17 protein-coding genes are annotated in these 13,810 nt (G+C 67.8%); 13 read left to right on the plus strand and 4 right to left on the minus strand.

From position 1 onward, the window contains the following. The 13 genes from VM221_04185 to VM221_04245 all read left to right on the plus strand — a co-directional run. Window positions 1-1,057 (plus strand): M48 family metalloprotease (locus tag VM221_04185; GenBank protein ID HUT74019.1); only part of this gene is annotated, 1,057 nt, incomplete at its 5' end. 442 nt (window positions 1,058-1,499) lie between these two features. Next, on the plus strand, window positions 1,500-1,919 hold the full coding sequence (gene rpsL, locus VM221_04190) for a 30S ribosomal protein S12 (protein HUT74020.1): 420 nt from the start codon (window positions 1,500-1,502) through the stop codon (window positions 1,917-1,919). A gap of 83 nt (window positions 1,920-2,002) precedes the next feature. Continuing rightward, entirely contained in the window at window positions 2,003-2,470 is a 468-nt protein-coding gene (gene rpsG / locus VM221_04195) for a 30S ribosomal protein S7 (GenBank protein HUT74021.1), read from the plus strand. Window positions 2,471-2,578: 108 nt separating this feature from the next. Then, entirely contained in the window at window positions 2,579-4,657 is a 2,079-nt protein-coding gene (fusA, locus tag VM221_04200; GenBank protein ID HUT74022.1) for an elongation factor G, read from the plus strand. 90 nt (window positions 4,658-4,747) lie between these two features. Continuing rightward, on the plus strand, window positions 4,748-5,950 hold the full coding sequence (gene tuf / locus VM221_04205; GenBank protein HUT74023.1) for an elongation factor Tu: 1,203 nt from the start codon (window positions 4,748-4,750) through the stop codon (window positions 5,948-5,950). A gap of 12 nt (window positions 5,951-5,962) precedes the next feature. Next, on the plus strand, window positions 5,963-6,151 hold the full coding sequence (gene rpmG / locus VM221_04210; GenBank protein HUT74024.1) for a 50S ribosomal protein L33: 189 nt from the start codon (window positions 5,963-5,965) through the stop codon (window positions 6,149-6,151). A 94-nt stretch (window positions 6,152-6,245) separates the two neighbouring features. Next, window positions 6,246-6,434, plus strand: a complete 189-nt coding sequence (gene secE / locus VM221_04215; GenBank protein ID HUT74025.1) for a preprotein translocase subunit SecE — start codon at window positions 6,246-6,248, stop codon at window positions 6,432-6,434. Between the two features lie 12 nt (window positions 6,435-6,446). After that, window positions 6,447-7,055 (plus strand): transcription termination/antitermination protein NusG, encoded by a 609-nt coding sequence (gene nusG, locus VM221_04220; protein HUT74026.1) that lies wholly within the window; start codon window positions 6,447-6,449, stop codon window positions 7,053-7,055. A 15-nt stretch (window positions 7,056-7,070) separates the two neighbouring features. Further along, the gene (gene rplK, locus VM221_04225) at window positions 7,071-7,496 is read left to right on the plus strand and encodes a 50S ribosomal protein L11 (GenBank protein HUT74027.1); all 426 of its coding nucleotides are present in this window, start codon (window positions 7,071-7,073) and stop codon (window positions 7,494-7,496) included. 20 nt (window positions 7,497-7,516) lie between these two features. Then, window positions 7,517-8,224 (plus strand): 50S ribosomal protein L1, encoded by a 708-nt coding sequence (gene rplA / locus VM221_04230; GenBank protein ID HUT74028.1) that lies wholly within the window; start codon window positions 7,517-7,519, stop codon window positions 8,222-8,224. A 202-nt stretch (window positions 8,225-8,426) separates the two neighbouring features. After that, a complete protein-coding gene (rplJ, locus tag VM221_04235) occupies window positions 8,427-8,960 on the plus strand; it encodes a 50S ribosomal protein L10 (protein ID HUT74029.1) in 534 nt (177 codons plus the stop codon). A 24-nt stretch (window positions 8,961-8,984) separates the two neighbouring features. Beyond that, a complete protein-coding gene (gene rplL / locus VM221_04240; protein ID HUT74030.1) occupies window positions 8,985-9,353 on the plus strand; it encodes a 50S ribosomal protein L7/L12 in 369 nt (122 codons plus the stop codon). A gap of 177 nt (window positions 9,354-9,530) precedes the next feature. Then, on the plus strand, window positions 9,531-10,076 hold the full coding sequence (locus VM221_04245) for a hypothetical protein (GenBank protein HUT74031.1): 546 nt from the start codon (window positions 9,531-9,533) through the stop codon (window positions 10,074-10,076). A gap of 12 nt (window positions 10,077-10,088) precedes the next feature. Here the strand turns inward: VM221_04245 and VM221_04250 are convergent, their stop codons facing one another. From VM221_04250 to VM221_04265, 4 genes are all read right to left on the minus strand, one after another. After that, window positions 10,089-10,880 carry a sugar phosphate isomerase/epimerase family protein gene (locus tag VM221_04250; GenBank protein ID HUT74032.1) on the minus strand — a complete coding sequence of 264 codons (792 nt, stop codon included), beginning with the start codon at window positions 10,878-10,880 and terminating at the stop codon, window positions 10,089-10,091. Window positions 10,881-10,975: 95 nt separating this feature from the next. Then, complete coding sequence (locus tag VM221_04255; protein HUT74033.1) at window positions 10,976-11,614, minus strand: uracil-DNA glycosylase; 639 nt, start codon at window positions 11,612-11,614, stop codon at window positions 10,976-10,978. Next, the gene (gene dapA / locus VM221_04260) at window positions 11,598-12,506 is read right to left on the minus strand and encodes a 4-hydroxy-tetrahydrodipicolinate synthase (protein ID HUT74034.1); all 909 of its coding nucleotides are present in this window, start codon (window positions 12,504-12,506) and stop codon (window positions 11,598-11,600) included. Before dapA ends, VM221_04255 begins: the two co-directional genes overlap by 17 nt. Before the next feature lie 22 nt (window positions 12,507-12,528). Then, window positions 12,529-13,806, minus strand: a complete 1,278-nt coding sequence (locus tag VM221_04265) for an ACT domain-containing protein (protein HUT74035.1) — start codon at window positions 13,804-13,806, stop codon at window positions 12,529-12,531. Between the last annotated feature and the right edge of the window lie 4 nt (window positions 13,807-13,810).

A 13,810-nucleotide genomic window follows, 5' to 3' on the forward strand; every position in this document is an offset into this window, starting at 1 on the left:
GGGCGGCCAGGCCACTCCCGCAGAAGTGGAAATGGGCAAGCAGGCCGCCCAGGAGATCGAAAAGGAGCTCCAGGTCGCGGACGACCCCGCGGCCGCCGAGCGCCTTGACCGGATCGTCGCGTGCCTGCGCCCTTACACCCAGCGCCCCGCCATCGACTACCAGGCCAAGCTCCTGGCGCGTGGCGGCATCAACGCCTTCTCCCTGCCCGGAGGCCACATCTACATCACCCAATCGCTGCTGGAGGCGGTGGAATCCGAGGACGAGCTGGCGGCGGTGATCGCCCACGAGATGGCCCACGTCGCCCTCGGCCACGGCATCGAGCTCGCCCGCCGCGAGGCCAAGATAAACAACAAAGCGGCGCTGGCGGTGCTGGCGGCGGTGCTGGCGGGCAAGAATGTTGATCCCGGCAACGTGATCATCGTCGCCTCGCTGGTGCGCACGGGGCTGCTCAGCGGCTACAGCCGCGAGGCGGAGCTGGAAGCGGACGCCAACGCTGTCATCTACCTGCGGCGGGCAGGTTACCACCCGGTGGCGGTGCTGACGGTGGTGGAGGGGCTGGCGCGCATGGAGCTCACCCACCCCAACGTCGAGCTCGGCATCTTCCAGACCCACCCCTACCCCGAGGAGCGCGCGCGCGCGACTCTGCGGCAGCTGCAAGCGATGGGGCTGCCCACCAACGCGCGCCCGGTGCTGGGGACCCTGACCACCACCTCGGAAGCGGTGGAGCGGGACGGTCGCACCATCGGACGCGTCACCCTCGACGACTTCGCCGTCTTCGAGCCGGCGGTGGCGGACGGCGACCTCACACCGCTACAGCGCGCGGCGCAGGCGGCCGCCGCGCTCAACCGGCTGGTGTTCGATGACCTGCGCATGTACGAGGTGCGCAGCGTTGTGGCGCCGAACCGCGCGCTGGTGCTGGGGCGGGGAGCGACGCTGCTGACCATCCTGCCCGGTGACGCCGAGTTCCACCATGCCACCCTCGCCGACCTCGCCGCCAAGGCCGAGGCCAACATCAAGCTCGCGCTGTGGCAGGAAGCCGTGCGCCGGGCGTTCTAGCGTTTTCCAGCAAAGCCCTCACGGCTGCGCCAACGACTGCCACCCCCACCCCCTGCAAACGGGAAGAGGCGACGAGACGTGCTCCCCCGGCTGGTCAAGGGATGGACGGATACGCGCGGGGTGTGAACTGATTCCCTTGTGCCGTGCGCCGGGGCTTGTGTGGATGAGCAGCGATGTGATACCATCCATGCCCCTGGTGGCGCGCGCCGCGAGCGGCGCCGACGGGTCGCGAGCCTGCCATAGGCCGGCGCCCGGACGCGAGTCACGCGGTGCGAGGTTCTCAGGCGGGAAAACCCCAGGCGGAGGGGTTGACAGAGAGTCAGGCGGTCGCTATAATTACAATTCGTTGCGCGGATGTGAATCCGTCTCGCACGGATGCAAGCGTCCGCGCTTCGTTATGGTAAGCGGGGGGGAGCGCAACTCCCGCAACAGGTGAAAGCGGTTGCCGACTATCCATCAGCTAGTCAGAAAGGGCCGCAAGCGCCAGCAGACGCGGGTGCGCCCGACCGTGCGCTGGGCGCTGGGGTGGAACTTCAACACCAAGCGGCGCAGGTACGTGCGGGTGCCGGGTCCGCTCAAGCGGGGGGTGTGCACGCGCGTATATACTGTAGGCCCAAGGAAGCCCAACTCGGCGCTGCGCAAGGTCGCCCGCGTGCGGTTGACCAATCGCATCGAAGTCACCGCCTACGTCCCCGGTGAAGGGCACAACCTGCAAGAGCACTCGGTAGTCCTCATCCGCGGCGGAAGCGTCAAGGATCTCGCCGGGATTCGCTATCATATCGTGCGCGGGGTCTTGGATACCTCCGGCGTCGAGGCGCGCCGGCAGGGGCGGTCAAAATACGGGGCCAAACGGCCCAAGTAATCGGCGGCGGAAGTGCGGGGCGCGACCCAGCCAGGCGTGCCTTGCACTTCGCGCGTCTCAGGCAGAGGTAGGAGTCACCGGATATGCCGCGAAAGGGCCCTGCACCGCGCCGACAAGTAAGGCCGGATCCGCTGTTCAACAGCTGGCTGGTGACACAGTTCGTCAACAAGCTGCTGTTGCGCGGCAAGCGCAGCACCGCGGAAGGCATATTCTACGGGGCGCTGCAGATCATTGGCGGGCGCGGCAAGGATCCACTGGCGGTGTTCGGGCAGGCGCTGCGCAACACCATGCCGGTGCTGGAGGTGCGGCCGCGCCGGGTGGGGGGCGCGACCTACCAGGTGCCGATTGAGGTACGCCCGACGCGGCGCGTGGACCTGGGCATGCGCTGGCTCATCCAGAGCGCGCGCGGGCGGGCGGGCCGGACTATGGATGGCAGATTGGCGGCGGAGCTGATGGACGCCGCAGACGGCCAGGGCGCTTCGGTCAAGAAGCGAGAGGATACCCATAGGATGGCGGAAGCCAACAAGGCCTTCGCCCACTACCGCTGGTAGGCCGGCAATGGTTCGCGTGCCGCGAGCCGACAGTCCGGCGACGGTCTGCATTACGCCGACCTACCGCAGGCGGTAGCGGGAGCCGGCCGGATTGATCGGGATTCGCTCATGGCACGCGATTTTCCGCTAGACAAGACGCGAAATATAGGCATCGCCGCCCACATAGACGCGGGCAAGACCACCACCACCGAGCGCATCTTGTTCTACACCGGCAAGGTGCACCGCATGGGCGAGGTGGACGAGGGGGCGGCAACCATGGACTGGATGCCGCAGGAGCAGGAGCGCGGCATCACCATCACCTCCGCCGCCACCACCTGCTTCTGGCGCGACCACCAGATCAACATCATTGACACCCCCGGCCACGTGGATTTCACGGTGGAGGTGGAGCGTTCGCTGCGCGTCCTCGACGGCGTGGTCGCGATCTTCTGCGCCGTGGGCGGCGTCCAGCCCCAGTCCGAGACCGTCTGGCGCCAGGCCAACAAGTACCGCGTCCCGCGCGTTGCCTACATCAACAAGCTCGATCGCGCGGGCGCCGGCTTTCATCGCATCCTGCACGGCATGCGCCAGCGCCTGGGCTGCCGGGTGGTGGCGGTGCAGCTACCTATCGGCTCGGAGGCCGACTTCCAGGGCGTGATTGACCTGGTGCGCATGCGCGCCCTCTACTACCCCGAGGAGTCGGGCACCACGGTGGAGGAGCGCGAGGTCCCGCCGGAGCTGATGGAGCGCGCGCAGCGCTTCCGCGAAGCGATGCTGGAAGCGGCGGCGGAGAGTGACGAGCAGCTAATGGAGCGCTATCTGGACAGTGGCGAGCTGCCCCCGGAGCAGATTCGCGCCGGGCTGCGCATCGGCACCCTGCGCTACAATATGGTGCCGGTGCTGTGCGGCGCCTCCTTGCGCAACAAGGCCGTGCAGCCACTGATTGACGCGATCGTGGATTACCTGCCGTCGCCGCTGGAGGTACCGGAGGTGCAGGGGCTCGATCCCGCCACCGGCCAGACCGTCACCCGCCGCGCGGACGATGACGAACCATTCGCCGCGCTCGCCTTCAAGATTCGCTCCGATCCGTATGTCGGCCGCTTGACCTACCTGCGCGCCTACAGCGGCGCCCTGCGCAAGGGGCAGCAGGTGCTGAATGCCAACCAGGGCCGCCGCCAGCGCATCGGCCGCATCCTGCGCATGCACGCCAATCACCGCGAAGATTTGGCCGAGATCCACGCCGGCGACATCGTCGCCGCCGTCGGTCTCAACGGCGTCGCCACCGGCGATACCCTGTGCGACGAGCACCAGCCGGTGGTGTTCGAGAGCATCCATTTCCCGGAGCCGGTAATCTCCGTCGCCATCGAGCCGCGCACCCAGGCCGATCGCGAGCGCCTGAGCGAGGCGCTGGCGCGGCTTACCGGCGAGGACCCGACCTTCCGCTTGCGCGTCGACCAGGACACGGGCCAGACCATCGTCTCCGGCATGGGCGAGCTGCACCTCGAGATCATCGTCGATCGCCTGCTGCGCGAGTTCAACGTCGCCGCCAGTGTCGGCCGCCCCCAGGTGTCCTACCGCGAGGCGCTCACCGGCACCGCCGAGGGCGAGGGCCGGTTCGTGCGCCAGAGCGGGGGCCACGGCCAATACGGCCAGGTCACGCTGCGGGTCGCGCCCGCTCCCGGTGGAGGAATCGAATTCGACAACCGCGTCACGGGCGGCGAGATCCCCAAGGAGTTCATCCCCGCGGTGGAGCGGGGGGTGCGGGGGGCGATGGAGGGCGGCGTGCTCGCGGGCTACCCGATGACTGACGTCAAGGTGACCCTGCTCGGCGGCAGCTATCACGAGGTGGATTCGAGCGAGATCGCGTTTGAAATCGCGGGGGCGATGGCCTTTCGCGATGCCGCCGGGCGCGCGCAGCCGATGCTCAAGGAACCGATCATGAAGGTGGAGGTGGTGGTGGGCGAGGACCGCCTGGGGGACGTCATCGGCGACCTCAACGGCCGTCGCGCCGACATCCAGGGCATGGAGCCAAGCCCGGGCGGGACGCAGACCGTGCGCGCGCTGGTGCCCCTGGCCGAGATGTTCGGCTATGCCACCGCCTTGCGCTCGCTCACCCAGGGGCGCGCCACCTATACCATGGAGCCATCACACTACCAGCAGGTTCCCGCGCAGATCGCGGATCAACTGCTCGCACATACGGTGCACGCATAGCGGCAGAAGACGGTGGGCCCCCGACCGGTCGGGGGCAATACTTCGCCCCGACAGGTCGGGGCGCCATCGAGATCAACTGGGAGCGAGATCATGGGCAAGCGGAAGTTTGAGCGGACGAAGCCGCACGTGAACATTGGCACCATTGGGCACGTGGATCACGGCAAGACGACCTTGACCAGCGCGATCACGTTTGTGCTGAGCAAGGAGGGGTTTGCGGAGCATCTGGCCTATGAGCGGATTGACTCGGCGCCGGAGGAGAAGGAGCGGGGGCTGACGATCAACATTTTCCACGCCGAGTACGAGACGCAGAAGCGCCACTACGCGCACGTGGACTGTCCGGGGCACGCCGACTACATCAAGAACATGATCACGGGGGCGGCGCAGATGGACGGGACGGTGCTGGTGGTATCGGCGGCGGACGGGCCGATGCCGCAGACGCGGGAGCACGTGCTGCTGGCGCGGCAGGTGCAGGTGCCGTCGATCGTGGTTTTTCTCAACAAGACGGACATGGTGGACGACCCGGAGCTGGTGGACCTGGTGGAGCTGGAGGTGCGGGAGCTGCTGACGCGCTACGAGTTTCCGGGGGACGAGATTCCGGTGGTGCGGGGGAGCGCGCTCAAGTGTTTGGAGACGCAGCAGGCGGAGCGCGACAGCGAGTGGGGGGGCGGGATCTGGCAATTGCTGGATGCGATAGACGACTACATTCCGACCCCGCAGCGCGACACCGAGAAGCCGTTTTTGATGCCGATCGAGGATGTCTTCACCATCAGCGGGCGGGGGACGGTGGTAACGGGGCGGGTTGATCGGGGGACGCTGCAGCGGGGGACGGAGGTAGAGATCGTGGGTTTGGCGGCGGCGGCGCGCAAGACGGTGGTGACCGACGTCGAGATGTTCCGCAAGAGCCTGGAGAGCGCGACGGCGGGGGACAACGTGGGGCTGCTGTTGCGGGGAGTCGAACGGGAGGACGTGGAGCGGGGGCAAGTGGTGGCGATACCTGGGAGCATCACCCCGCACACCGACTTCAGGGCGGAAGTGTACGTCTTGAGCAAAGACGAGGGGGGGCGGCACACGCCGTTTTTCAGCGGCTACCGGCCGCAGTTCTACTTTCGCACGACGGACGTGACGGGGGTGATGCATCTGCCGGAGGGGGTAGAGATGGTGATGCCGGGGGACAACATCACCATCACCGCGGAGCTGATCCAGCCGATCGCGATGGAGCCGGGGCTGCGGTTTGCGGTGCGCGAGGGCGGGCACACGGTGGGCGCCGGCGTCATCTCCGAGATCATAAAGTAGGGAAAGGCTGTCATGCCCAGGCAAGGACGGGCGCAAGACCGCGGCTTCTGGTTTGCGTGCACGGAGTGCAAGCGTCGCAACTACACGTCGGTGAAGAACAAGCGCAACGACCCCGACCGTTTGACGCTGCGCAAGTTCTGTCCGAGCTGCAAGCGCCACACCCCGCACCGCGAGACGGGCATCAACGCCAAGGCGAAGTAGGTGGGGCGCTCGGAAGGCAGCAAGGGAGTCGGTTGAATTGGCGTCGGGATCGGCAATCTCAAAGCGGAGCGCCGCCGGGCCGCGGCGGCCGTCGGTGGTAGCGCGCATCCGCCAGTTCCTAGTGGAGGCCTGGCTGGAGCTGCAGAAGGTGCTGTGGCCGTCGAAAGAGGAGGCTATCAGGTTCACCCTGGTGGTGGTCGCCGTCATCATGGTCGTCGCGTTGTTCATCTACATCTGCGACCTGGTGCTGACGCAACTGAGTCACCCGCTGTTCAATCTCTAGCCCGCGGAAACTATGAGCGACCAGGAACACGAGCAGGCGCAAGCGCCGGACGAGGGCATCGCCGCCCCCATCAGCATGGAGCCTGCGCGCGGAAAGCGGTGGTACGTGGTGCACACGTTCACCGGGCATGAGAACAAGGTGAAGGCGAGCATCGAGCGCCGCGCTGTCGCCCACGGGTTGGGCGACAAGCTCGGACGCATCCTGGTGCTGACGGAGGAGGAACTGCGGGGCACCAGGCGCGGCAAGCGCCAGGTGCGCAAGCACAAGCTGTTCCCCGGCTACGTTATCATCGAGATGGAGCTTGACGACCAGACGCAGCACCTTGTGCGCAGCACCGCCGGCGTTACCGGGTTCATCGGGCCCGGCCGGCAACCGGTGGCGCTGGAGCGGCAGGAGATCGACAGCATCCTGGCGACGCTGGGCGGCGAGGAGGCCCCGCGCATGCGGGTGGCCTTCGAGCGCGGCGACATGATGCGCGTGATCTCGGGGCCGTTCGAGAACTTCCACGGTCGCATTGAGGATATCAATGTCGCCAAAGAGAAGCTGACCCTGCTGATCTCCATCTTCGGGCGGGATACGCCGGTGGAGGTGGACTTCGCCGATGTCGAGAAACTGCAATAGACCGGTTAGCGAGTCATGGCTAAGAAGATCAAGACCGTAGTGAAGCTGCAGATAGAGGCGGGAAAGGCTACCGGCGGGCCGCCGGTGGGGCCGGCGCTCGCGCCCCACATCAGGAACTTGATGGAATTCATCAAGGCCTACAACCACGAGACCGCGTCGCAGGTCGGCAGCGTGGTGCCGGTCGAGGTCACGGTCTACGAGGATCGCTCGTTCACCTTGGTCCTCAAGACGCCGCCGGCGGCCCAATTGCTGCGCCAGGCGGCGGGCCTGGAAAAGGGCGGGGGAGCGGCCGGGCGCGAGCAGGCGGGCCAGGTGACGCGGGCGCAGGTGCGCCAGATCGCAGAAACCAAGCTGCGCGATCTCAATGCCAACGACCTCGAGAGCGCGATGCGGGTGGTGGAGGGCACGGCGCGCAGCATGGGCATCGCGGTGGTGGACTAGAACGGTGCGGGAGTTGAGCCATGGGTAGGCGTGGGAAAACCTATAGGGCAGCCGCCGAGCGGGTTGACGGCGAGCGCCTGTACGCGGTGGATGAAGGGCTCGCCCTAGTGTACGACGGCCGCCGTGGCGGCTTCGATGAGACGGTGGACATTGCGCTTCGCCTGGGGGTGGACGCGCGCCGCGGCGAGCAGATGGTGCGGGGCACGGTCGTTCTGCCTCACGGAACCGGCAAGTCGGTGCGGGTGGGTGCGTTTGCCAAGGGCGAAAAGGCGGCGGAGGCGGCGGCGGCCGGCGCCGACGTGGTGGGAGCCGAGGACCTGGTGCAGCGCATCGAGGGCGGGTGGAAGGACTTCGATATCCTGGTCGCCACGCGCGACATGATGAGCATCGTAGGCAAGCTCGGCAAGCGACTGGGGCCGCGGATGCCCAACCCCAAGGCGGGAACCCTGTCGGACGAAATCGGTAAGACTATCCGCGAGCTCAAGGCCGGCAAGCTCGAGTTCCGGATGGACAAGGCGGGCAATGTCCATGCGCGGCTGGGCAAGGTGTCGTTCGGCGTGGAACGCCTGCGGGAGAACTTCGCGGTGTTGGTTTCCGCGGTGCTGCGGGCCAAGCCGCCGACGGCCAAGGGCCAGTACGTTCGCAAGATCACCATTTCGTCCACCATGGGCCCGGGGGTGAATCTTGACGTCGTGGATGCGACCGCGGTCGCGTCCGCGACGGAATGAGCAGGCGCTACCTCGCGGCCGCCGCGGCGGCGCGACTCGACAACCGGACCGCGTGAGCACACCCGAGACAGCAGGTGCGCGAGCCTAAGGGGGCGTGACCGCCCCGCCTGCCGAGGTGAGCGGAATCGCAGCGCGACCACGCGCCGCCAATCCCTCGCCTGGGCGGGGGATTTTCGTATGCGTGGAGCACAGGAGAAAGATCATGGCGCGACCAGAGAAGGAGGCCGCAGTCGCTGACCTGGCGGCCAGGCTCAGGGAATGCGGGGCCGTCATCGTCACTGACTATCGGGGGCTGGCGGTCAAGGCGATGAGCGAGCTTCGTCGTCAACTCCGTGATGCCGGCACGCAGTACCTGGTGGTGAAGAACACCCTCATGCGGCGCGCCGCCGACGACGCCGGAGTCGGGGCGCTGACGGAGGCGCTGTCGGGGCCGACGGCGATCGTCTTCGCGCCGGGGGATGACGCGGCGGCGGCGGCGGCCAAGGCGTTGCTGGCGTTCGCACGCCAGCACGGGCTGCCCCAGGTGCGAAGCGTCATGATGGCAGGCGATCTTTACCCGGCGTCGGCCGCGAAGGAGCTGGCGACCATGCCCGGACGCGACGGTGTGCTGGCGATGCTCATGACCAGCCTGGAGGCGCCGGTGTCGAGCCTGATGATGACCCTGGAGGCGGCGGTGGGCGAACTCACAGCCGGCCTTGAGGCGATTGCGACGCACAAGGAATCAGCCGCGGCCTAGGCGGCCGCGCGACAGGAGGAAGAGATGGAAGTGAGCGAAGTCGCCGACGAGATCCTGGGTTGGTCGGTGCTGAAGATGGTGGAGTTGTCGAAGCTGCTGCAGGAGCGCACCGGGGTGACGCCGATGGCGGCGGTGGCGCCGGCGGCGGCGCCCGCAGAGGCGGCGCCGGCAGCGGAAGAGAAAACGACCTTCGACGTCATCCTCACTGGGTTCGGGGATAAGAAGATCCAGGTGATCAAGGCCGTGCGCGAGGTGACCCCGCTGGGCTTGACCGAGGCCAAGAACCTGGTCGAGTCCGCGCCCAAGGCGATCAAGGAAGGCGTGACCAAGGAAGAGGCGGCGGCCATCAAGACCAAGATCGAGGGCGCGGGCGGCAGCGCCGACATCAAGTAGAGTGCTCCTCGCCCGGGAGCGCCTCGATGGCGTCAGCGCGCAGGCGCAGCGGTGCCGGCGCCGGCTTACGCGTGAGCAGATCATGCACCCGCGGCGGCCGGGCGTATAAGGTGAGCGCCCGAACGTGGAATAACGTCTGTGGGCGCGCTCGCTACCGGCGCGCCCGGAGCGGCCGCCTTGAGGGTTTCCGACGAGTTCGAGCAGGCGCTGAGCAAGTTCCGTCAGGTGCTGCGGACGGGGTGCTGGACGCTCATCAACTGCGGCGCCTCCAAGTACCGCTGCCAGGCCTTCAAGGAGTCCAGGAGCTGCTTCGACTATCCGGTCACCGCGTGCTGCGACGTCAACCGCAGGCGCTGCGTGAGCTGCCCCGTTTTCATCCACCTGGTCGAGCTGCCCAAGTGCCGCCGGCGCGTGCTCGTAACCACCGATAGCCTGCGCATCGAGGCCGATTTCCACTGCCCGGTGGGGATGCGCTTGCTGGATGCCCTGAACGCCGAAGAGCGGGAGTTCATCGCGCTCACCGACGCGCGCGTCACCGGCCTGGGAGGAAATGGCGAGCAACGTGAGGTGCCATTCATGGCGCTGAGCCGCGACCGCATCCACGCGCTGGTGCCGCTGGCGGGTGACGACGAGGCGCAGCGGCTGGGCGCGGCGGACGACGCCGAGGTGCTCGCCGCCCTGGGTGGTGAGGGCAACGGCGCGCCGTCGCCGCAATCGGGCTAACCGGTGGCGCAGCTAGAGCCCGGCATGGCGCAGGGAGCGCATGCCCTCGTTGGCCACCAGGTATGGCTCCGCCGCCCAGTACTGCTCGTTGAAGAGCTCGAGCGACAAGCAGCCGCGGTAGCCCTTATCCACGAGCGCGGCGACGATGGGCTCCAAGGGGATGACCCCGGCGCCAGGGAAGATGCGATGACGGTCCTCGAGGTCCTGGCGGGGAATCTCGGGGCAGTCACTGATATGCACCATCAGCATGCGGTCAGCGCGCACCTGCTCGAGATCCGCCAGCTCTGAGCCGCCCTTGTGGAAGTGGAAGGTATCCAGCAGCAGGCCGCCGTTAGGTGCCCCCGCCGTGTCAACGATCTGCCACGCGGTGCGCAGGTCCTTGACCTGCTGCGCCGCGCCGATGAACTCCAAGGCGACGCTGACGCCGAACGGCTGCGCCAGCGCGCACAAGTCGGCGAAATCGCGGGTGGCGTCGGTGATGTCGCCGCGCTCGGTTGCAGCGCAGGCGACCACGCATTCGCACCCCAGCGTCTGCGCAACCTGGAAGACGTGGCGCGCTTGCGCGCGCACGCGCGCAAGCTGCCCTTCCTCCGCGTACATCCAGCCGGCGACGAAACACAGCTCGGCGGGCACCAGGCGCTGCTCCCGCAGCATGGCTGCAACCGTTTCCGCGCCGCCGACGGCATCCACCTCGCTCACCCACAGCCCGACGCCGTCGTAGCCCGCGGCGCGCGCCACTTCGAGTTGCCGCGGCAGAGGCGCCCCGCGGATGGTGACGAGATTGAGTGCGCGCTTCAGCGCCATGACCTGCCTCCTAGCTGGACTCCCGGCGAGAAAGGCCCGTCGAGCCGACGCCGCCCCCCGCGCCGACCGGCGGCCGGCGACCGGATACATCCTCGCTACTGCGCATCCAGGAGCCCGAGCTGCTTGACGTGCGGTGGCGATGGCGGCGGCTCCCGGGTGTCGGTCAGTTCCTCGCGCAGCAACGCGCAGGCGCGCGCCATGTCGGCGATGATGGTGTCGCGCAGCCGCTCGTTGTGCAGCGCGGCGGCGGGATGATAAAGCGGAACGTAGATAATCCCGCTCTTACGGTAAGCCTTGCCGTGGACCTGCGAGATCGAGGCCAGGTTAGGGTCAACGAGGGTGGCGAGAGCGAAGCGGCCGAGGGTGAAGATGGCGCGCGGCTTGATGAGGGCGATCTGGGCGAGCAGATACTCACCGCAGGCGCTGATCTCATCCGGTTGCGGGTCGCGATTGTTGGGCGGGCGGCACTTGACGACGTTGGTAACGAAGACGTTTTCGCGCGCGACCCCGGCGCCTGCCAGCAGCTCGTCCAGGAAGCGCCCGGCGGCGCCGACGAAGGGCACGCCCTGTCGGTCCTCGTGATAGCCCGGTCCCTCGCCCACGAGCATGATGTCCGCATCGGGGCGACCGTGCCCGGGGACGACGTGGGTGCGGCCGCGCCACAGTCGGCATGCGCGGCAGGAGCGGATCTCGTCGTGCACAGCATCGAGGAGCTGGCTAGGCGCCTGACTCACGTCCGCCCCCCGGCAGCAAACCCAGTCGCCCCAGTTCCCTGGTCAGCGCCTGGCGGCATCCTTCGGTCGCCGGCAGCAGCGGCAGCCGGGGAGGTCCGACCGGCAAACCGAGCATCTCCAACGCCGCCTTGACCGGGCTGGGGTTGCTCTCATAGAACAACGCTTTGACCAGCGGCAGGAGATGATAGTGCAGTTGTCGCGCCGGCGCCAGCTCGCCGGCGGCGAGGTGCCGCCACAGCCGTACCCACTGCTCGGTCGCGACGTGGGCGGCGGCGACAATGCCGCCGTGGGCGCCGAGAGCGCAGAGCGGGTAGAGCAGGGCGTCGTCGCCGGTGAGGACGTCGAAGTCCTCGGTGCCGGCGATGATCTCCATGATTTGTTCGAGGTCGCCGCTGGCCTCCTTGATGCCGACGATATTGGGGACGCGAGAGAGCTCGATGGTGGTGGCGGCTTCCATGTTGACGCCGGTGCGCTTGGGGATATTGTACATGATGATCGGCAGCGCGGCGGCGTCGGCGACGCGGCGGAAGTGCTCGATCAGCCCGCGCTGCGTGGGGCGATTGTAGTAGGGGCAGATCACGAGCGCGGCGTCGGCCGCGGCCGCCTGCGCGTGGCGCGTGAGGGCGATCGCCTCCGCGGTGCTGTTGGAGCCGGTGCCGGCGATGACGAGGGCGCGCCCGCCGGTGGCCGCGATCGCGAACTCCACCACGCGCCGATGCTCGTCATGGCTGAGGGTGGCGGATTCGCCGGTGGTGCCGCAGGGAGCGATGCCGTTGACGCCGGCCGCGATCAAGCGGTCAATGAGCGCCGCCATCGTCGCCGGATGAAACTCGCCTTCCCGGAAGGGAGTGACCAGCGGTATGTGAATGCCGGCGAAGCGAGCCCTGGCCATGTCGTCCTCCTGCGCCGGGAGCTCAGGCGATGAAATGCTGATGCAGTGCGCGCACCGCCTGCGTGCGCTGCGCCTCCTTGACCAGCAAGGAGATGTGCAGGTCGCCCTCGGTGGAACCGAAGACGGGCACGCCGGCTTGCTCGAGCACCTCCTCGACCTCGGCATGCACCTGTGCGGCATGGCCGCGCAGACCCTCGCCGACGGTCGAAACCAGCCCCCAGGCGTCCGCGCTGAACTCCGCGGTGATGTCGCGGTCGAACAGCAGATGCTCGATAATCGAGACCACGTCGCGGTACTTGGCGCGCTTGACCGCGAACTGCACGTGCTCGGCGTCTCCGGACACCGGGTAGTGGAGGATGCGTTCCTTGCGCATGGCTCCGCTCAGTTGCCCCGCCAGCCGGCCGTCGCGCGCCCGCACCGCGAACAAGATGAGGTTGGGGATGTCGGCGATCGCGGTCACCAGCCGTCCGCTTGCATGACCGGTGGCGGGCGAGATCTCGGTGCCAGGGGTGTCGGTCTTGAAGTTCTTGACCACCAGCGACAGGCCGTGCTTGCGCGCCATTACCGCCGCGCTGTGTTGCAGGACGTCGGCGCCGAGGGCGGACATGGTAACCATCTCGTCGTAAGTCAGGCGCGCCAGCGCCGCCGGGCCCTGCCCCCGGTCGAAGTGGTTGGGGTTGGCGGTCATGACCCCGTCCACGTCCTTGAAGATCTCCAGCGGCGCCACGCGCAGCTCATCGCCAAAAGGCAGAGTGGGCGTCCGCGCCAGCGTGACGGCGAGGGCGACCGCCGTATAGTCGCTGCCCCCCTCGCCGAGGGTGGTAATGACGTGGCGCTCGGGCGTCACTCCCTGGAAGCCGGCAACGAAGGCGATCTGCCCCTCCTGCAGCGCTTTGAGCACCTCGTCGGGACGGATGTCAATGATCTCCGCGTGGCCGTGGTAGTAGTCGGTGATCAGCCCCGCCTGGCCGCCGGAAAGGGCGATGGTATCGTAGCCCTTGGACTTGAGCAGGTGGGCCATGGCGACGGTGGCGACGATCTCCCCGCACGACATCAAGAGATCGAGCTCGCGGGGCTGGATCTTGGGATGAATCTGGCGCACGAGCTTGACCAGCTCGGCGGTGGAGTAGGGTTGCCCCTCGCGCCCCATGGCCGATATGACCGCGACCGGCCATAGCCCCCGATCGCGGCACTCCATGATGCGTTCAGCCGCCAGCGCCTGGTGCTCGGGCTCGGTGCAGGTGCCGCCGAACTTCTGCACGACGACGTTGACCGCCGCCTGTTCGCTGATGTCATTCACTGGC

This window comes from Armatimonadota bacterium (assembly GCA_035527535.1).
In the GTDB taxonomy this organism is placed as follows: Bacteria; Armatimonadota; Hebobacteria.

What these genes read in the sequence shown, in the direction of transcription:
- rpsG (HUT74021.1), top strand. Translation starts at nt 2,003, where the DNA reads ATGCCGCGAAAGGGCCCTGCACCGCGCCGACAAGTAAGGCCGGATCCG.
- fusA (HUT74022.1), top strand. Translation starts at nt 2,579, where the DNA reads ATGGCACGCGATTTTCCGCTAGACAAGACGCGAAATATAGGCATCGCC.
- tuf (HUT74023.1), top strand. Translation starts at nt 4,748, where the DNA reads ATGGGCAAGCGGAAGTTTGAGCGGACGAAGCCGCACGTGAACATTGGC.
- rpmG (HUT74024.1), top strand. Translation starts at nt 5,963, where the DNA reads ATGCCCAGGCAAGGACGGGCGCAAGACCGCGGCTTCTGGTTTGCGTGC.
- nusG (HUT74026.1), top strand. Translation starts at nt 6,447, where the DNA reads ATGAGCGACCAGGAACACGAGCAGGCGCAAGCGCCGGACGAGGGCATC.
- rplK (HUT74027.1), top strand. Translation starts at nt 7,071, where the DNA reads ATGGCTAAGAAGATCAAGACCGTAGTGAAGCTGCAGATAGAGGCGGGA.
- rplA (HUT74028.1), top strand. Translation starts at nt 7,517, where the DNA reads ATGGGTAGGCGTGGGAAAACCTATAGGGCAGCCGCCGAGCGGGTTGAC.
- rplJ (HUT74029.1), top strand. Translation starts at nt 8,427, where the DNA reads ATGGCGCGACCAGAGAAGGAGGCCGCAGTCGCTGACCTGGCGGCCAGG.
- rplL (HUT74030.1), top strand. Translation starts at nt 8,985, where the DNA reads ATGGAAGTGAGCGAAGTCGCCGACGAGATCCTGGGTTGGTCGGTGCTG.
- VM221_04250 (HUT74032.1), bottom strand. Translation starts at nt 10,880, where the DNA reads ATGGCGCTGAAGCGCGCACTCAATCTCGTCACCATCCGCGGGGCGCCT.
- dapA (HUT74034.1), bottom strand. Translation starts at nt 12,506, where the DNA reads ATGGCCAGGGCTCGCTTCGCCGGCATTCACATACCGCTGGTCACTCCC.